Origin of the sequence: Boseongicola sp. (assembly GCA_014075275.1) — a bacterium.
Classification (GTDB): Bacteria; Pseudomonadota; Alphaproteobacteria; order Rhodobacterales; family Rhodobacteraceae.
The window spans coordinates 2,326,258-2,344,101 of record CP046179.1; the positions used below are offsets into that span (position 1 = coordinate 2,326,258).

General features: G+C 53.2%; 22 protein-coding genes. 9 read left to right on the top strand and 13 right to left on the bottom strand.

Features of this window, described 5'->3' with window-relative positions; translation table 11 throughout:
- Positions 1 to 39: 39 nt before the first annotated feature.
- Genes GKR98_11685 through GKR98_11700 form a run of 4 tightly spaced genes read right to left on the bottom strand, consistent with a single transcriptional unit; the run spans position 40 to position 2,442 of the window.
- Complete coding sequence (locus GKR98_11685) at positions 40 to 939, bottom strand: methionyl-tRNA formyltransferase (GenBank protein ID QMU58795.1); 900 nt, start codon at positions 937 to 939, stop codon at positions 40 to 42.
- Positions 936 to 1,433, bottom strand: a complete 498-nt coding sequence (gene def, locus GKR98_11690) for a peptide deformylase (GenBank protein ID QMU58796.1) — start codon at positions 1,431 to 1,433, stop codon at positions 936 to 938. The genes GKR98_11685 and def (GKR98_11690) overlap by 4 nt, the downstream gene beginning before the upstream one ends.
- Entirely contained in the window at positions 1,430 to 1,924 is a 495-nt protein-coding gene (def, locus tag GKR98_11695) for a peptide deformylase (GenBank protein ID QMU58797.1), read from the bottom strand. Before def (GKR98_11695) ends, def (GKR98_11690) begins: the two co-directional genes overlap by 4 nt.
- The gene (locus tag GKR98_11700; protein ID QMU58798.1) at positions 1,921 to 2,442 is read right to left on the bottom strand and encodes a peptide deformylase; all 522 of its coding nucleotides are present in this window, start codon (positions 2,440 to 2,442) and stop codon (positions 1,921 to 1,923) included. Before GKR98_11700 ends, def (GKR98_11695) begins: the two co-directional genes overlap by 4 nt.
- On the opposite strand from GKR98_11700, the gene GKR98_11705 reads away from it, so the two are divergent.
- Positions 2,416 to 3,720 (top strand): putative C-S lyase, encoded by a 1,305-nt coding sequence (locus GKR98_11705; GenBank protein ID QMU58799.1) that lies wholly within the window; start codon positions 2,416 to 2,418, stop codon positions 3,718 to 3,720. The genes GKR98_11700 and GKR98_11705 overlap by 27 nt on opposite strands.
- A 9-nt stretch (positions 3,721 to 3,729) precedes the next feature.
- On the opposite strand, the gene GKR98_11710 is transcribed toward GKR98_11705, so the two are convergent.
- The 4 genes from GKR98_11710 to GKR98_11725 are packed head-to-tail and all read right to left on the bottom strand — an operon-like array spanning position 3,730 to position 5,668.
- Complete coding sequence (locus tag GKR98_11710) at positions 3,730 to 4,005, bottom strand: hypothetical protein (protein ID QMU58800.1); 276 nt, start codon at positions 4,003 to 4,005, stop codon at positions 3,730 to 3,732.
- Complete coding sequence (locus GKR98_11715) at positions 4,005 to 4,901, bottom strand: SPFH/Band 7/PHB domain protein (protein QMU58801.1); 897 nt, start codon at positions 4,899 to 4,901, stop codon at positions 4,005 to 4,007. Before GKR98_11715 ends, GKR98_11710 begins: the two co-directional genes overlap by 1 nt.
- A gap of 43 nt (positions 4,902 to 4,944) precedes the next feature.
- Complete coding sequence (locus GKR98_11720) at positions 4,945 to 5,220, bottom strand: hypothetical protein (protein ID QMU58802.1); 276 nt, start codon at positions 5,218 to 5,220, stop codon at positions 4,945 to 4,947.
- Between the two features lie 37 nt (positions 5,221 to 5,257).
- Positions 5,258 to 5,668 (bottom strand): NUDIX domain-containing protein, encoded by a 411-nt coding sequence (locus GKR98_11725; GenBank protein QMU58803.1) that lies wholly within the window; start codon positions 5,666 to 5,668, stop codon positions 5,258 to 5,260.
- Positions 5,669 to 5,720: 52 nt separating this feature from the next.
- On the opposite strand from GKR98_11725, the gene GKR98_11730 reads away from it, so the two are divergent.
- Positions 5,721 to 6,974, top strand: coding sequence for a DNA polymerase IV (locus GKR98_11730; protein QMU58804.1), 1,254 nt, complete (start codon positions 5,721 to 5,723; stop codon positions 6,972 to 6,974).
- A 2-nt stretch (positions 6,975 to 6,976) separates the two neighbouring features.
- Here GKR98_11730 and GKR98_11735 read toward each other — a convergent pair whose 3' ends face one another.
- The gene (locus GKR98_11735) at positions 6,977 to 9,025 is read right to left on the bottom strand and encodes a transglycosylase SLT domain-containing protein (protein ID QMU58805.1); all 2,049 of its coding nucleotides are present in this window, start codon (positions 9,023 to 9,025) and stop codon (positions 6,977 to 6,979) included.
- Positions 9,026 to 9,121: 96 nt separating this feature from the next.
- On the opposite strand from GKR98_11735, the gene GKR98_11740 reads away from it, so the two are divergent.
- The 5 genes from GKR98_11740 (at position 9,122) to GKR98_11760 (ending at position 12,189) form a co-directional block, all read left to right on the top strand.
- On the top strand, positions 9,122 to 9,997 hold the full coding sequence (locus GKR98_11740) for a 4-hydroxy-tetrahydrodipicolinate synthase (protein QMU58806.1): 876 nt from the start codon (positions 9,122 to 9,124) through the stop codon (positions 9,995 to 9,997).
- A gap of 41 nt (positions 9,998 to 10,038) precedes the next feature.
- Positions 10,039 to 10,866 (top strand): EamA family transporter, encoded by an 828-nt coding sequence (locus GKR98_11745; protein ID QMU58807.1) that lies wholly within the window; start codon positions 10,039 to 10,041, stop codon positions 10,864 to 10,866.
- A 49-nt stretch (positions 10,867 to 10,915) separates the two neighbouring features.
- A complete protein-coding gene (gene smpB / locus GKR98_11750) occupies positions 10,916 to 11,389 on the top strand; it encodes an SsrA-binding protein SmpB (GenBank protein ID QMU58808.1) in 474 nt (157 codons plus the stop codon).
- 156 nt (positions 11,390 to 11,545) lie between these two features.
- A complete protein-coding gene (locus GKR98_11755) occupies positions 11,546 to 11,809 on the top strand; it encodes a hypothetical protein (GenBank protein QMU58809.1) in 264 nt (87 codons plus the stop codon).
- Positions 11,806 to 12,189 carry a hypothetical protein gene (locus GKR98_11760; GenBank protein ID QMU58810.1) on the top strand — a complete coding sequence of 128 codons (384 nt, stop codon included), beginning with the start codon at positions 11,806 to 11,808 and terminating at the stop codon, positions 12,187 to 12,189. The genes GKR98_11755 and GKR98_11760 overlap by 4 nt, the downstream gene beginning before the upstream one ends.
- Positions 12,190 to 12,195: 6 nt before the next feature.
- Here GKR98_11760 and GKR98_11765 read toward each other — a convergent pair whose 3' ends face one another.
- Positions 12,196 to 13,539 carry a M24 family metallopeptidase gene (locus GKR98_11765; protein QMU58811.1) on the bottom strand — a complete coding sequence of 448 codons (1,344 nt, stop codon included), beginning with the start codon at positions 13,537 to 13,539 and terminating at the stop codon, positions 12,196 to 12,198.
- 129 nt (positions 13,540 to 13,668) lie between these two features.
- Here GKR98_11765 and GKR98_11770 point away from each other — a divergent pair, with 129 nt between their 5' ends.
- Positions 13,669 to 14,460 (top strand): DUF3445 domain-containing protein, encoded by a 792-nt coding sequence (locus GKR98_11770; protein QMU60078.1) that lies wholly within the window; start codon positions 13,669 to 13,671, stop codon positions 14,458 to 14,460.
- Here the strand turns inward: GKR98_11770 and GKR98_11775 are convergent.
- Positions 14,455 to 14,892, bottom strand: a complete 438-nt coding sequence (locus GKR98_11775; protein QMU58812.1) for a hypothetical protein — start codon at positions 14,890 to 14,892, stop codon at positions 14,455 to 14,457. The genes GKR98_11770 and GKR98_11775 overlap by 6 nt on opposite strands.
- A 400-nt stretch (positions 14,893 to 15,292) precedes the next feature.
- Between GKR98_11775 and GKR98_11780 the strand changes: the two genes are divergently transcribed.
- Entirely contained in the window at positions 15,293 to 15,628 is a 336-nt protein-coding gene (locus tag GKR98_11780) for a DUF1508 domain-containing protein (GenBank protein QMU58813.1), read from the top strand.
- A 199-nt stretch (positions 15,629 to 15,827) separates the two neighbouring features.
- Here GKR98_11780 and GKR98_11785 read toward each other — a convergent pair whose 3' ends face one another.
- A complete protein-coding gene (locus GKR98_11785; GenBank protein ID QMU58814.1) occupies positions 15,828 to 16,070 on the bottom strand; it encodes a hypothetical protein in 243 nt (80 codons plus the stop codon).
- Positions 16,071 to 16,101: 31 nt separating this feature from the next.
- Positions 16,102 to 17,835 carry a tetratricopeptide repeat protein gene (locus GKR98_11790; protein QMU58815.1) on the bottom strand — a complete coding sequence of 578 codons (1,734 nt, stop codon included), beginning with the start codon at positions 17,833 to 17,835 and terminating at the stop codon, positions 16,102 to 16,104.
- Positions 17,836 to 17,844 lie beyond the last annotated feature (9 nt).

The window sequence follows — 17,844 nt, forward strand, 5'->3', positions numbered from 1 at the left end:
CCGGAGTATTGTCACCAGAATGAAGTAATGGGCAAAGCGCTATTCCAGAATATCAGGAAGTGTGATGCCGCGCAGCAATTCTTGGGCTTCCATCGGGCGCTTACCCGACCGCTGGGCTTCAAGCACTTCAATCGCACCCTCGCCGCAAGCGATTTGAAAGTTCCCCATGTGCGCGCCCGGTTCACCACTGCCTCTAACGGTGCGCGAGCGGAGCAATTTTACACGTTCATCGGCGATCGTACACCAAGCGCCGGGAAACGGACTGAGTGCGCGAATTTGCCGATCAATAACTGCCGCCGCACGTGACCAATCAATGCGCGCCTCAGACTTGTCGATCTTGACAGCGTAAGTCACAGCATCTTCTGATTGATCAACAGCTTTAATATTTTCAATACCTTCAAGCGCTTTAGCAACCAAACCCGCGCCCATTTCCGCCAATCGATCATGCAGGTCACCGGTCGTCTCGGTTTCACCTATGTTGGTTTCCTCGGTCAGAAGCACCGGGCCAGTATCGAGACCAATATCCATATGCATAATCGAAATACCCGTCTTTTGATCGCCAGCCATGACGGCACGGTGAATTGGTGCCGCGCCGCGCCAGCGCGGTAAGAGGGACGCGTGAATATTCAGGCAACCGAATTTGGGGGCGGCAAGCACGGGAGCAGGAAGGATCAGCCCATATGCGACCACAACAGCCGCGTCGGCATTAAGGTCCGCGATGGCGCCCTCTTCTTTGGGCTCCTTTAAAGAAGCAGGACACCGAACTTCTAACCCTAACTGATCTGCGCGATTATGAACTGGCGAGCGCCGTTCCTTTTTACCGCGACCTGCTGGGCGAGGTGGCTGGGTATAAACAGCGGCAACTTCGTGACCAGCTTCCACCAACGCATCAAGCGCGGGCACTGAAAAGGCCGGGGTTCCCATAAATATCAATCTCATCGACTTGGCTTTCCTGCCTTCTTCAAGAGCATCTGACGTTTGGTTCGGCTGAGCCTGTCAAAAAACATCTGCCCGTTCAGATGGTCAATCTGATGTTGAACTGAAGTCGCCCACAGATCTTGGAACCGTTCTGTAACCCGTAACCCTTCATGGTTGGTGAAGGAGACCAGAACATTATCCGGTCTGTGGACGACAGCAGAGACACCCGGTAGATTTGGCGATGCTTCCGGCCATACATGTTCTGTTTCAGACCGCTCGATGATCTCGGGGTTCGCCAGCAAAATCGATCGACCACGCTCGTCGGAACAGTCTACCACCGCGAGTCGTTGCATTACACCGATTTGGGGCGCGGCAAGCCCATAGCCCGGCATCGCATTCATGATATGGACCATCTCTTTCCAGATCAGTCGGATTTCGTCTGTGACCGATTCAACCGGCGATGCAGGCGTTCGCAGTCTTTTGTCAGGCCATTGAAGAATTGGCCTTGGCTTCATGAATGGTAAGTCTGTTCAAGTTTGGCGCGTGCGTCGTCTGAAAGAAGATCAAATATGACGCGCCCTTCAAGGTGATCGCATTCATGTTGTGCGCAAACAGCCTCTGCTCCGGTCAGTCGTTGAATGGTGATACTGGCATCTGGCACGGTCCAACGCATTGTAACTTCTTTTGAGCGCTCAACTTCGGCCTCGATACCTGGAATACTCAGACACGCTTCCGTACCCGTTGCGACGTCATCTGACCGGCCGATGATCTCGGGATTGATCATAACTGTGGCGTTGCGGTTTCCAGACAGCTTCCACCCGCAATCCATAACAAACATCCGCAAAGGTTTACCGATCTGGGGTGCAGCCAGGCCGCGCCCGCCCGAGTCATACATGGTGTCCAACAGGTCGTGAGCAAGCGAAAGGATGTCTTCGTTGATCTCGTCGATCTTTTTGCAATCCTTCTTAAGAACGTCGTCTGGCCAAAGTGTAATTGGATGGATCATGCTCGCGCCTTCTCCCGCTTCAGCTTCACCATCTTGCGAGTGATCATTTGGCGTTTGAGGGGCCTCAGATAGTCAATAAATAGTTTCCCGTTCAGGTGGTCGATTTCATGCTGCACACAGGTGGCCCACAAACCATCGAATTTTTCGGATTGCGACGCGCCCTCAAGATCCGTCCAGCTTACTTCGACCTCAGCTGGGCGAACAACTTCAGCGTATTGCTCGGGGATCGACAGGCACCCCTCTTCGTACGAAGCGATGTCGTCGGACGACCAAGTAACTTCCGGATTAATTAGAACCATCGGTCGTGGTGCTTCGTTTTCTTCTTTCACACAGTCCATAACAAGCAGTCGCTTCCCAATCCCAAGCTGTGGAGCCGCCAATCCAATGCCTGGAGCATCGTACATTGTCTCCAACATGTCGTCGGCCAAACGGCGCAACCCGTCATCAATACCAACGACGGGTGCGGCCTTGGATTTTAGCCGCGGATCAGGATGCAAAAGGATCGTTCTAAGTGCCATGACGCTCATCTAAGCGATGCAGCTTTCCCCGGCAAGATCCTGCCCTTGCAGGTTTGTCAGGAAATAGTAGGGTCACGACGACCCAAATTCACGGACATCGCCATGGAATTCGACTTCGACACTCCGTTGCCTCTTCGAGGAGCGCACACTTCTAAATATGACGGCATAGCGAAGTCATTCGGTGTCGATGATCCCGATATTATTCCTATGTGGGTTGCGGATATGGACTTTGCAGCGGCCCCGGTCATTCGCGAAGCATTACAAAAAGAGATCGACCGAGGCTATTTCGGATACTTTTCCAATCCTGCACCCATGAATGCTGCTGTCGCCGCTTGGATGCAGTCGCGTCACGGGTGGAACATCGATCCCAATTGGGTTCGTTACACGCACGGAGTTGTAAACGGTTTCGCAGACGTTCTGGCGGCGTTCTCGGAAGTTGGTGATGGCGTGATTGTGTTTTCACCAGTTTATCACGCCTTTTATCGTCAGGCCAAGGCGATGGGCCGCGAGATTGTCGAAAGTCCGCTATCGGTAGTTGATGGCAAATTCGAGATGGACCTAGAAGGGTTGGCTGCGGCTCTGAAAGGCCATGAGAAAATTCTGACTCTTTGCACGCCGCACAATCCGGGCGGTAGGATCTGGACTGCGGAAGAACTGGCCCGTGTTTCCGCCTTTTGCAAAGCGCACGATCTGTTTCTAATTTCAGATGAGATTCATATGGATCTTACATTTCCTGGCGCGAAATTCATTCCAACAGCGGTCGCTGCTCCGGATTGCTTCGACCGACTGGCAGTTCTTACGGCTACACAAAAGGGTTTCAATATTGCCGGAGGTGAGACTGGCATTGCAATTCTTCCTGATGACGCCAGACGCAAGATTTTCGATCAGGTCCTGGTGGACCGCGAAGCCTCGCCCAATCGGTTTGGTATGGTGATGTTGGAAGCCGCATTCTCAGAAGGCCAAGGTTGGATAGATGCCGCTCAAGAGTATATCGCAGAAAACTTTCGGATTTTCGCCGAGCGCATGAACCAACTTCCCGGAATTTCGGTTATGGACATGCAATCGACCTATCTGACCTGGGTTGATTTCACAGGAACCGGAATGGAGGATAGTGAGATCAAACGGCGCATTTTGCACGACGCCAAGATTGCCGCTAGTCCCGGCACGCAATTCGGGTCCGGTGGCGTAGGGCATATGCGATTCAACGTCGCCTTACCCAGAGCAACTCTGATCACAGCGATCGAACGACTCGAGACCGCCTTCGGTGACTTGCAGTAACAATGCCGGTTAATCGTCGTTGATATCGCGATCCCAGACTTTGACCTGACCTTCCCGCACACCAACCAATCGACGGATGCCGATCCAAGCAACCAAAGACAATGCCGCAAAGACCAGAAGTGTGAGAGGAAGCGAAGTCGAAATTCCTGGCACGCCAGCCAGCAATGCCAATCCAACGCCCGCCGCACCGATGGCGAAGCCCAGGAAAATCTGCGCGGGCGCGATAACTTCGAGCGTGGCTAAGGCGATCGCACCGACAATCCATATCCACCACAAGCCCCACATCAGGCTTTACCGCGCAGCATCTTGAACGCATCGCCGAAGGCTTCCAGAGCATTGGCGGGCACAACAATGGTGTTGCTGGATGGGCTTGCGCCCAATGCATTCAGAGATTCCACTTGCTTTAGTGCCACCTGATATTGCGCAGCCTCGAGACCATTTTCCTGAATGGCCCGTGCTACCACGCCCGTCGCATAGGCCTCGGCATCAGCCTGGACGCGACGCGCCTTTGCAGCCTGCTCGGCTGCGTAAAGTTCAGCGTCGGCGTTTAGCTCCACAGCACGCCTTTCGCCTTCGGCACGAGTAACTGCGGCACGCCGTTCACGTTCGGCATTAAGCTGTTGGAGCATGGCGTCGCGGGTGGCCTGGTCGAGGTTAACGTCAAGGATCTCAGCCCGTGTCACCTCAATGCCCCAGTCATCCACAGCGTCTTCCACAAACCCTTTGATTGTCGCAATTAATGTTGCCCTGTTTGACTGAACTTCGTCCAACTCCATCTTACCGATCTCAGCACGAACGATACCGGCAACTGTTGTCGCAATGGCCGCGTCTACGTCGCGAATGCGGTAAACCGTCTTTTCAGGCTCAGTAATCCGGTAAAACACGCTTGTCTCTACCTGAACCAGGACGTTGTCAGCGGTGATTGCGTCTTGACTTGCGTTGGGAAGCTGACGCTCCAAAATCGATATTTCATGCGCTACGCGATCCAAAAATGGCACTATAAAGTTGATTCCTGGTCCCATGACGGTGCGCAGGCGGCCAAAACGCTCGACAACGTGTTTTTCGGATTGCGAGACGATCCGTACGCCCTTGTAAATACAGATAATAACGAATGCGGCGAACAGAATTGTTGCCCACTCGCCGCCGCTTAGTGATGATAGAATCATTTCCATTAAATCCATGACCTGCCTGTCCCTTCGAAGCAAATATGGCCCTTGGATTGCGTTATTTCAATGACTTATGCGGTATGGCAAGGCAAAGCCGTTGCGGAGATACACCACTGATTTTTGCGATTTCACCGTTGACTTCCGGCTCGAGCTTTATGGTTGTGACGTGCCAACCGAGTGATCCCAGATTAGAGAGGTCTCGGTCAGATAGTTTGCGTTGTATGGCATTGGAAAGATCAGCAAAAGCGATGCCATCGAGCCCCTTTTCGTCCAGAACGCCCAATATTGCCTTTCGGAGGCTTTGAACTTCCAAATCGGGATATTGGTTGTGCATTGCCCATTAGGGGTTCGGCATTCGGTTTTTAGTTTGTTCATCGCTGATACCGTTTCCGGACAGCAAGATATTTTCGCAATCGGTCTGGCTGGTTTGGCACAGTCCTGGCGGATTCAAGGAACCATGAAATGTCAGCCAACCGCCAACATTGACCTTCGTCGCCAAACCGGATGCTTTCGAGATCGATGTTTGGTTTCTCTGTTACAAAAAACCAACTTTCGGGCGGATTGTACGCCCACAGAAGGTCATCATGGGCAAATTGAAGCCCTAGTTCTTCGAAGGTTTCCCGCAATACGCACTCTTGGGGTGTCTCATTTCCCTCTCGACCACCGCCAGGCAAATCCCAGTGGTCGGGATACGGGATAGTCGGGAAATCATCGCGCAGGATGGTAACAATCTTGTCGCCAACCAGTATGGCGAGTTTTGCCCCGATAAACGCCTCTGTCACCGTTGCTGGTCCTTCGCTATTCTATCATCAACTTAACCCGGATCGACATTTGATGCCTGCCCTTTGTCGCGATTGCCTTACCACATTTGACGTCGAACGCAGATGCCCGGCCTGCGGCAGACCACGCATCATGGAACACCCGGAGCTTTTGACCCTGTCCATTGCGCACATGGATTGCGATGCCTTTTATGCCAGCGTCGAAAAGCGGGATAACCCTTCGCTGCAGGACAAGCCGGTGATTATTGGCGGAGGGCGACGCGGTGTCGTTTCAACGGCCTGCTATATTGCGCGTATTCGCGGAGTTCGCTCTGCCATGCCGATGTTTCAAGCTCTAAAACTTTGCCCTGATGCCGTGGTGGTGAAAGGTCGGATGAGCGCCTACGTGGAAGCATCGCGCGAGATCAGAGCAATGATGGACGAGCTTACACCTGTGGTCGAACCCTTGTCGCTAGACGAGGCTTTTCTGGATCTGACGGGAACCAAGCGTCTGCACGGATACCCGCCCGCCGTAATGTTGGCCAAACTGGTCAAGAGAATGGAAGACGAGTTGGGGCTTACCGGTTCGATCGGCCTAAGCCACAATAAATTTCTGGCAAAAGTCGCCTCGGATTTGGACAAGCCGCGAGGGTTTTCGATTATTGGGCAAGCCGAGACACATGCGTTTCTAAGCGACAAACCTGTGGGCTTGATTTGGGGCGTTGGTGCCCAAACAAAGTCGTCACTCGAAAAGGCTGGCATTCGCACTTTCGACGATTTGCATCGGTGGGAAAAAATAGATCTGGTTGCGCGATTTGGATCAATGGGCGAACGACTGTGGCACCTAGCGCGTGGTGAAGATCGACGACGTGTTTCCGCAAATGCCCCTGTTAAATCCATCTCCAACGAAACTACCTTTGGAGAAGACACCTCTGATGCAGAAGTGCTGGACGGGCACATTTGGCGGTTGGCCGAGAATGTTTCGGACCGTGCAAAAGCGAAGGATCGCGCCGGTAGTGTCGTAACACTAAAGCTGAAACGCTCGGACCACTCGTTGATTACCAAACGCACAACATTGAGCGATCCAACGCAAATTGCAGATCGGGTTTACAGGACAGCACGGTCTCTTTTTGATCAGGTGTCGGATCAGGGTCCATTCCGGCTAATCGGCGTCGGCATTTCCCACATCACCGCTGCCGATATGGCAGATACCGGAGGCGATCTATTGGATCCGGGCGCTGGTACCAGAGCAAGTGCAGAGCGAGCATCAGACAAGATTCGCGCGCGATTTGGGTCCGACGCAATCGTTAAAGGGCGTGCCTTGCGCTAGACTTAGTCGGTGAGAGGAGCGGGCCGCGGCGCAGGTCGAAGCAATGCTCCCTTCAGCGCGGCGCGCTGATGTTGGTTTCGCGATACAAGTTCTTTTGAAAGCGTCATGGGTTGAGGTTGACCAGTAAGTCGCGCGCGATACACGGCCATACTTTCCGCAACCCGCATGACGTAATTCCGGGTTTCGTCAAACGGGATGTGCTCAATCCAATCGATGACATCGCTCCGACCGCGTCTGGGATCGCCGCGATTCTCCATCCATCGCATGGGACGGCTGGGGCCAGCGTTATAACCTGCCGAAACCATTACGACATTGCCGTCAAAGACGGTCATCAGCTCATCCAAGTATGCAATGCCAATGCGGGCGTTGTAGGCTGCGTCGTTGAGCAATCGATCTTTGCTATAGGGAATTTCCAGATACCCTGCGACTTCGCGGGCTGTTGCCGGCATAACTTGCATCAATCCACGCGCGCCGACTCCGCTGGTGACGCCGGGGTTGAATTCGCTTTCACGTCGCGCAATTGATAGAGCAAGTTCCGCGGGCACCGGCATGTCGGAAACGCCCAAATCCGCGACGGGATAATAGAGGAATGGCACGACCGTTCCAGTCGGCGCCACACGTTTTCCGATCATCACTGCAATATGCGGCTGGTCCTCTTCCAACACGAATGCGCCCAAGCGGGCAACGTCCGTGGCGCTTAGTGACTCTGACAAGTGAGTCATGAAACGCATTGCCAGATATAACTCGCCAGAAGCCATCAACAGACGACCCGCCTCAAAAACGGAGCTATCGGCAAATCCCGACTGTTTCCAATCGTTCGCAGGGATGGGCGCGTGCATCGAAGGCTTCATGTCGACGCCAGCCTTCTCGGCGGCCAGCTGTCCATAAAAACTGGTCTGGTATTCTGCGCCGAATAGATAGGAAAGCCTTGCGGACTCGGCGTCACCCAGTTCTTCGTGGGTGCGGCCTTCCCAATATCCGGCGCGACCAAGTGAAATTGGCGAATCCACCGCGCCGCGAAACTTGAGGAAATGCCCCAGCGCGGCCTGCGGATCGTTCCTGTAGGTGAGCGCCAAATACCCGGAAATCCACTCGAGATCGGCGAAGTGGGAGCCGCTGGTCAACCCGTGTTGGGATGCCAGATCATAAGCATTCTCTATTCGGCCCTGCCGCATTTCAGCCCGGGCGAATGCCCGCCGCCAACCACCCCACCGGGCTGCTTCCCCAAGGTTATCGGGGCTTTGCGCCAACATCAGGTCGATCGCCGGAGCATTGCGGCCTTTTTGGGCGCGCCACTGCATCCGCTCGAACATCAAACCTGGGTCGGATGACAGCGCCTTTGGAACCGCCGAAACGAGCTTATCGACCCCATTTTTGTTGCCGCGAAGTGCAATGCGCGCTTTCGCAAGGGCGACATGCGCTTTGTCGACGCGCTTAAACATGCGCTCCGCGCCTTTGCGAGCATTACGCCATAGCAGCATATCAAGTCGATTTTCGTGATGTGGCTTGAGCGCTTTGCCATACCAATCAAGCAATCGGTTTTCATCGGCGGCAGATATTTCGTGAGTTAACCAAGCGTGAACAGCTTCGGCCTCTGCGTCTGCTTCAAATCCCTTTGCCCGATAAGCCGCGACTAGCGACATTGCCCCAGCACCGGTTTGGGGCACCTGAGGTGCAAAAAACTCGAGAACATCGTCAGCGCGCGATCCCAGTGGCAGATTTGGCTCACTTCGGCGTCGCAACAGCTTCAGCCCCGGCCAATCTGACCGACGGTCGAGAAACCGTTGAACCGAATCAAAATCACCCTGCCCGGCGCGGAGCCGATGCCATTCAATAATGTCTCTGGCTACTGGACTGACGCCCTCAGCGGTTTGTAGTGCGGCACGCCAATCGCCGTCGCGTAACGCAACCATAGAACCGTCAAATATCTCGACGTCGCGCGCGGTTTGCGCAGACAACGGAGATGCCAGACAAGTCAGGAAAAGCGCCGTGGCGAGGGCCTTGATCATAGATGCCGGTCCGTTCAATTTTGGCCCCTCAGCGGCGGCCATAAAACCATGAAAACGGTGACTTGGCAATTCCCGCGCTGCCCTATAGGGTCCGCGCGCTGCAATTTTGCAAAATCATCAACTTAGAGGAGGCGTATTATGCTTAGAGGGTCATTGACCGCACTTGTCACCCCGTTTCGCAACAACGAAGTGGATTTCGATACGCTCAAATCGCTGGTTGAGTGGCAAATAGAGCAGGGAACGAAAGGCTTGGTTCCGGTCGGCACGACAGGCGAAAGTCCGACACTGACCCACAAAGAGCACGAAGCCGTTGTTAAAGCCGTCGTTGATTGCACAGCAGGGCGTGTTCCAGTTGTTGCAGGCGCAGGTTCAAACAATACGTCTGAGGGTGTTCGTCTTATTGAATTTGCTGCCCGCGTTGGTGCAGATGCGGCGCTGGTTGTGACACCCTATTATAACAAGCCCACCCAGGGCGGTCTCTATGCACATTTCAAGGCCATGCACGATGCCGCTGACATCCCAATAGTTATCTACAATATTCCCGGCCGGTCTGTTGTGGACATGACCCCAGAGACAATGGGCGAGTTGGCGAAGCTCCCTCGGATTGTTGGTGTCAAAGATGCGGTTGGGGATGTTGTCCGAGTTTCCAAGCAACGCGAAACCTGCGGTGCTGATTTCATCCAGCTTTCAGGTGAAGACGCCTCTGCTTTGGGGTTCAACGCGCATGGTGGAGTTGGCTGCGTCAGCGTAACTGCAAATGTCGCACCAAAACTCTGCGCAGAATTCCAGACAGCGACTCTGGACGGAGATTACACCAAAGCCTTGGAATATCAGGATCGCCTGATGCCGCTGCACACAGCCATCTTCATGGAGCCTGGTCTGACTGGTGCGAAATATGGACTTTCGCTTTTAGGGCGCTGCGCGGAAGATGTGCGGCTGCCATTGGTGGAAATAAGCGATGGCACAAAAACGGCCATTCGCGATGCTATGGTTCATGCTGGGTTGATCAACTGACCGACACCGGACGCCGCGAAAACCTTATCGGTAGCCTATGGATGGTTGCCGCCATGGCTGCGTTCGCTGTGGAAGACATGTTCCTGAAAGCTGCAGCCGCAACCATTCCCATTGGGCAGGCAATGTTTTGGTTCGGTCTGGGCGGCTGCGTGATCTTCGCCATCCTTGCGCAACGTGCCGGAGACCCGTTGTTTCCGCACGAAGTGATCGAACCGACCATGTTGGTGCGCGACGTATTCGAAATTGCCGGGCGTTTGTTTTTCACGCTGGCCATTGTTTTGACCCCGCTGTCGTCGGCAACTGCGATTTTACAGGCCACGCCAATCGTCGTGGTCGCCGGCGCTGCACTCTTGTTTGGCGAGACGGTAGGTTGGCGGCGTTGGACTGCTATTCTAGTCGGGTTGCTGGGTGTCTTGGTTATTCTTCAGCCAGGCACCGACAGTTTCACGACGTTATCAATCCTGGCTGTGATTGGAATGATCGGCTTTGCTGGCCGCGATTTGGCAACGAGAGCCGCGCCCAAGTCACTTAGCGGAAGGATCTTGGGGGTTTATGGCTTTCTGATGATAATCATCGCAGGCTTGGGGTTCTGGTCATATGAGACTGCACCTTTTGTGGTGCCGACCGGCTTTGCAGCCTTCAATCTGGCGATGTCATCCGTGGTTGGTGTTTGCGCCTATTCTTCTCTGACTATGGCGATGCGAACTGGCGATGTCTCTTCAGTTACGCCATTTCGATATACGCGCCTGATTTTCGGCATTGCGTTGGGTGTGTTGATTTTTGGCGAAAGCCTGGAGCCTCAGATGCTTTTGGGCAGCGCCATCATCGTAGCGTCAGGTTTGTATATCTTGGCGCGGAGCAGGCAATGATCATGCCGCACTGGACTTGATGCGGCCGAGCGCCTAAATCGGGTCGGCTATGGCTAAAGTGAAAGACAATCCCAACTACAAGATCGTCGCCGAGAACCGGCGTGCGCGGTATGACTATGCCATATCGGACGATATCGAATGCGGGATTGAACTGATGGGGTCCGAGGTGAAGTCCTTGCGGACCGGGCAATCAAATATCGCTGAAAGCTATGCCGCCGTGGAAGGTGGCGAGTTGTGGTTGGTCAACAGCTATATTGCGCCCTATGAGCAAGCTATGTTCGGGCACGAAGATCGACGTCGCCGTAAGCTTTTGGTTTCAAAGAATGAACTTTCCAATCTTTGGAATGCTACCCAGCGCAAAGGAATGACTCTTGTGCCTTTGGTGCTGTATTTCAACCATCGTGGGCGGGCAAAGGTGAAGATTGGAATCGCAAAGGGTAAGTCGGCACCGGACAAGCGGGACACCCAGGCCAAGCGCGATTGGAGTCGTCAGAAGCAACGCTTGTTGAAAGATCACGGCTAGTACTGAATTATTAGGCTCGCCCTCTTCGTTTTCGATGAGATCCATTCGACTTTTTCGAATGATGACGCGCTGGGGCCTTACCCACGCTGGATTGTGCATTTGCATCAGAAGGAATGTAATGTTGTTATATTGGTACCTTGGTGTTATTAATGCTGCATGAGTAAGAGAATCGAACGGGTTCAGACGGGTTTTCGAATTGAGAAGCGTTTGCTCAAAGTCCTGAAGGGTCTGGCTGAACATCTTGATATGTCAGTTGCCGAAGTGATCGAGGGGATGGCGCTGCATTCATTTGAAGGAAGAGTTCCGTTTTCAAAACCGACCCGAGACAAAATAGAGCAGCTGAAATCTGTTTATGACCTCGATTTATCGGCGGCAGATTCTCACGTTTTGCAAGAACGAAACCAGGAGGAAAGCTCGTGAAATATGTGCACAAACTTGATGCGATGCAGTCGGGCACTCTTGCGCCGGACGATTTCGGCCATCTTGATCATATTGGTGTCGACTTTATCGCGATCGAACGTTTTGGACCATTTGAAGCGATGAGCATCATGGCGCGTGGCATTAAAGAAATTGCGAGCAAGGCGAACGCACCGACCAAATATAACGCAACTGTCACAATGGCGAGCGTCAGTCTGATCGCTGAACGCATGGAAATGGCTGACTATCGTAGCGCCGAAGATTTCATTGACATAAATGCTGACCTGATGACCAAGGCATTTCTGGTCGAACAATATGATGACCAAAGGCTGAATGATCCGAAACTTCGAATGATACCTCTGTTACCGAAAGTTCAATTCTAACTGCTGTCAGCCGACACCCATCAGAACTGGGTCAAACGGATATTTGGTTAGATTTTCAAACCCATCTTCTGTGACCAGAACCTGATCTTCTAATTTAATCGAAAAATCACCCCCGACTTCACCTATCAGAGCTTCGACACATAGCACCATGCCGGGTTGAAGTTCGTAGTCGAAGGCGCCGGGCACCAACCGGTCCGGATAAGAGACCAATGGCCACTCGTCGCAAAGACCGACACCGTGCATCATGCAGCCGTATTTCAGATCCTGATACTTTTCGTGAAGTTTGTGACCATCTCGGCTCATGTCTTCGATCCGCACGCCCGGAGCGATCATCTCCATGTTGCGCATGATGTGTTCGTGAGCATGCTGCATGGCGTCAATCATGTCTTTGCGAGGCTGTTTCTCTCCTACCCACCAAGTGCGGGAAATATCCGTGCAAATGCCGTAGCTTCCAACGAGATCTGTGTCGAAAGCCACAATTTCGTTGTTCTGAACTATGCGGGGGCCACATTCCTGAAACCATGGATTGGTACGAGGACCGGATGCAAGAAGGCGGGTCTCGATCCATTCGCCACCACGCCGGATGTTCTCCTTGTGGAGAATGGCCCAGATATCATCTTCGCTGACGTTTCCTGCGGGTACAAACTCCCGCGTAAAGGCTTCCATTTCTGCCACAGCGACTTCGCAGGCGTGATGCGAACAGCGCATCGCCTTGATTTCGTCCGGGCCTTTGACTGCACGGGCCTTTTCCGTGAGTTCCTCGCCTTCCATGATCTCGAACCCGACGGACTGGAGTGCGCGAAAAGCGTGCATCATGGCCTTGTCGACGGCCAATCTCATATTGCCGCCGCCGTGTTCAACAACCAGATCCTTAACCTGTGCAGAGAACAGTTCGGCTGCCTGATAGGCTTTGTCACCACGGTCAAAGTAGAAAAAATCTGCCCCTGAGCGGGCCTCGCGTACTAACGGATTGAAATCTGTGAGGAATGGCGAATTCTTGTAATCCCAGATCACCATATAGCCGTCCGGGCACAGAAGAAGCGCTCGGAACGGGTTGTGTGTATTCCAAAGCTGCATGTTGGTCGAATCTGTAGCGTAACGAATGTTCATGGGGTCGAACATGAGGAGACCGCCAAAGTCGCGTTCGACAACGTGATTTGTCAGGCGCTCCCACCGATGCCGGCGCATGGATTGTAGATCGGGCAAATCAAGTCCGGCCGCCTGCCATTCACCGAAAGCAAGCTGAGTTGGCCCGATTTCGATGCGATCTGCGTCGTTCGGAGTGTTATCGCCAAGCAGTGATCCGCGGCTTGGATCAATCTTGCGTGCGTCGCTGTAGTGCTGGTTCATATGTCGGGCCTCCTGTCGACATCGTGTCAAGCCTTCGGGCCTGCGTCCGTCAGAAATCCGACATTTGCCAAGCAACAAAACGACATAGGCTGGCGGGTCGGCTTAACGGGCGCTAGATGCTCAGGGATGATGACCGTATTTCACAGATCTATTCCGGCAGATGTTTGGGATGCCGCCACAACGCGCGAACTCCCCGGCGTCTCACCCGTTTCTCAGAGCGACCTGTTGCGGATCGATGAGATCTATGCGCAGCAAATGAAGGTTCGCGATTATCTTATTTCAGAGTGCCCGAATTCGGTTCTTCAAACCTCTCCTGAAGCGCTGTCAGCTGTCCAGGAGGCTTTGGAGTTCGTACTTGTGCAAGTGCGAAGCAAGGCAGAATTCCATGTGTCACACAAACAGGTTGCGCGCCCGGACGGAGAAATTGTTGCGATAGATTGGGATGCGCCTTTGCTGACGATCGGCAGGCTTATCCAGGAGGATTTCTGTTTGCTTCAAAAAACAGCCGAAGAGCATGTGCTGACTGGCGCGGCACTTTGTTTTCCTGCGGGGTGGACGCTGAGTGAGAAAATCGGAAGACCATTGCTTCGCATTCATCGCCCTGTCGCCAGTTACGATGACGTTCTGGGGCGTCGTGTTCAAAGAATGTTTGATGGACTGAAGATCGACCGGCCGATCTGGCGGGCCAACGCGTTGATTGCCAAAGAGGCTGAGCTTTTTGCGCCGCGGCCAGAGGCATCTGCAGATCGCGGTTTCTCAGTACATGGTGCCTACCTGCGATCAGAACGACAAACGCTGTTTCGTCTTCCGAATTGCAAGGCCATTGCTTTTGCGATCCACACTTATTTGATACCAATCAGTGAGTTATCGGAAGACAGGCAGCTCAAACTACAGCAAATGGGAAAGCTCGAACAATCATAGCAGTTGCAGCAATTCGGGGCCTCCATCCATCTGCGCAAGAGCCAGAGCCATTCCGGTCAGTGCCACAACATGGGCAGTTGTACGCAAGTTTTCACCCATCACGATATTAAAGAACAGTAAGGCCAATCCAACTGGAAGGGCCATGACCATAACAATCATGTTCAGTACGTAGACGGTTGCGCGGGCTGTAAGGCTGCCGGTTTCTGAGCGCAGTGAAGGATCGAGCAGATCATCCATCGCCGAACTATGAGACAGAGTAATCCTATCGCTTTCAAAGATTTGACGCTTAAGACGACGCAATCGATCTTCGGCTGGCTCCAACTCTGGAAGGGCGTCCTTAGGAGTCCAGAAATCCTGCAACGGATCTTCTGCCTCGTGGGTTGGAGCAACCCTTGAAATTCGCAGTCCTGCAATTTTGTGTACTTTTGCCATCTGCTTAACCTCGACGCTTTTTGAAATGCGTATTTTTATTTGTGGGTTCAGATTTGGATTTGGATTGCGCCCAGATTGCGGCAAAGGTGTGGTGGATCGGTCGAATTTTAGCGATCGGGCAAGGAGTCGCCGATTTGCGATTCTTATGGTGAAACAATGTCTTGGGTAACTGAGCATTGTTGCTGAGTTAGATAACCACGGTTGGGAAGTCGCATCGTTTGCGATTGTGAGTCTTCGAAGTGGGCTGGAAGTGCTCAATGGTGGAAAACCGAGTCTTGAGGGTCACTTTCCTGAAATAATTGACGTTACGGACAGCACTCTTGCCGGAAGCGTTCTTCTGCGGCAAAACTCTTTGCTAAGGACAATGGGATTCAACAAGCAAACGTAAGGACCAAAGAATATGGCAGGGAAGTTTGAGCTTTATACCGACAAGAAGGGCGAATTTCGGTTCCGCCTGAAGGCTGGCAACGGACAGATCATTCTGGCCAGCGAAGGGTATAAGCGGAAGGCCAGTGCGCTTAACGGCATTGAATCTGTTCGCAAAAATTCGGGCGACGACAATCGGTTTGAGCGCAAAGAGACCAAAGCGGGCAAGTCGATGTTCAATCTGAAAGCCACTAACGGTCAGGTGATTGGCACGTCGGAGAGCTATGAAAGCACATCGTCGCGCGAAAACGGTGTGGCTTCTGTTGCGAAGAATGCACCGGACGCCAAGCTGGACGACCAGACAGCCTAATCGCTCCAACCTTCGAAATTCGGACTGTCCTGCCAGACTGGCGGGGCGGTTTTTTAGGATGTGCAAAAGTCAAAATCGGCTGTCTGTATCGCGTCGGTATTACGTCGGTGGACCCGAACGGGGGCGTCAGGTTTCGTTAATCATTTGGAGAGCCAGTCTTGCGGGCAATCTTCGATAGAACCAGCGCCAGAAATAAATCTCAGTTTACAGTCGTGAGCCCGGTGATCTGACCAATCGGCAAAGATGCGGGACGTCTGCTGCTCACCAACTCAACATCCGCACCACAGACAGCGCTGACATTTCGCGAATCTATTCCGACTAAGGCATCCAATCCCATCGTCCACATTAGGCACAGCATCGAGATGTTTCGTTTGTAGCCGGTATCGCCAGCGTTCACTGCAACAACAACATCGCGCAATGTAAGGTCTGTTGAAATCGCCAATCAACCTCAGAACGACACACTCACTCGTAATCTAAGTTTCAGGCATCCCCGCTTGCAGCATAGCATCCAACCAGCGCCGCTGAGTACCTTCGGGAGCCCAATCTTTAGGAGTGGACGCTTCCTCGATTTCAATTGTGAAGCCCTGTCTGACTTTCAGATACGCTGCCATGGCCTCTTTTGCGTCTGATATTCGACCCAGACAAACCAGCAGCGCGACCTTTGCCTTTGCTGACGCAGACGGAGGCGAAGCCATGCTTTGCATCTCTTCAAGTCCGCGCTCACACTCGTCGATCTGCCAGTAAGCGAGGCCAAGTTGCCATCGGAGCCAATCGCCATGCAGTGGGTCAACTTCCTTCGCCCTATGAAGTGCTTTGAGCGCGTCTTTTGATCTTCCCGAGTACAAAAACGGAACCGACATGCCAATCCAGACGATTGAGTCTGAGGGGTTCAACTTCGCGGCGCGCTCAAAGTGCAATATCGACTCCGCGTGCTCGCCTCGTCTTGAGAGCACGCGCGCAAGTGCGTAATGCGACATGTAGTTCTCTGGATCAAGGCGGAGGGCAGTTCTTGCCAGCCCGACCGAATGTTCGAGTATCTCGTCCCGAGGCTCCATCCAGCCGAGTATTGCCGCGGGCACAAGCATCAGTGATTTCCCTATGTAGCCCCAAGCGGAATCCGGCTCTTCTCGAATTGATGTCTCTTCTAGTGCGATTGCCTTCTCCCAATTCTCGCGATTGAGTTGGGTCATGATACTTCGGGCCTGCAGACCACGCAGACGAGAGTCTACGTCCCGAGCCTGCACCCTTTCTGGCATGTCTGAGAGGACGGCTTGGCCCACAACAGATGCTACCTGAGAAACGATCTGGTTTTGCACAACAAACAAGTCATCAAGATCGCGCTCGTAGGTGTCGGCGAACAGGTGCACACCGTTCTCTGTGTCTACGAGCTGAACAGTAACCTTTATGCTTTGGCCATCGAATTGCTGACTCCCCTCTACAACGTAGCCAGCGCCCAAGACGTTTCCGATTTCGCGAACATCTTCAGGATCGTCGCGGAACTGAAAGCTCGAGTTTCGCGCAACAACACTGAATTGAGGAAACCGAGCAAGTTCGGTGATTATCCCTTCGCTGAGCGCGTCGCTGAGATATCCTTGGTGAAGTTGAGAACTGAGGTCGTCTAGTGGCAACACCGCCACCACAGGCGGGTGATCTTCTGCGGCATCGCTTAGGAGGAATTGGTAGGCCAACCCTGCCAGCAAACAGAGAGAGGCAGTGAGCAAGATCGCTGACTTGGTGCGGGCCGCCCTGGGTTTCGGCGTTGTATTTGCTGGAGGCACAAATCTGTAGCCTTTACGCGGGACGGTTTGAATGATCTTCCGGTCACCGTCGCCAATGGCAGAGCGGATTTCAGCAATGCACTGAACAAGGCTGTCTTCGCTGACCATTCGCCCGTTCCAGACGACGTCTGTAAATTCTTCTTTCGAAACGATCCTGTCGGCGGCATTTGCTAGTAATTGCAAAACTTCTCGGGACTGAGGTCGAATCTCGATTGGATCTCCCGAGAGAGAGGACAAGGACCCATCTGATCCATTCAAGATAATTCCAAGATCTTTGAATTCGTAAATCTTCACCGGTTTTCGTTGGTCTGTTCGGCCCAATGTGGCGTCGAATGCCACCATATGCCATCTCGGCTTGTCGCACCAATTTCGGAGCAATTTCCTTTCGACAGGGGTCAGCGATGAACGCGGTGGTAAGGCCACAACCATCTGGAGAAA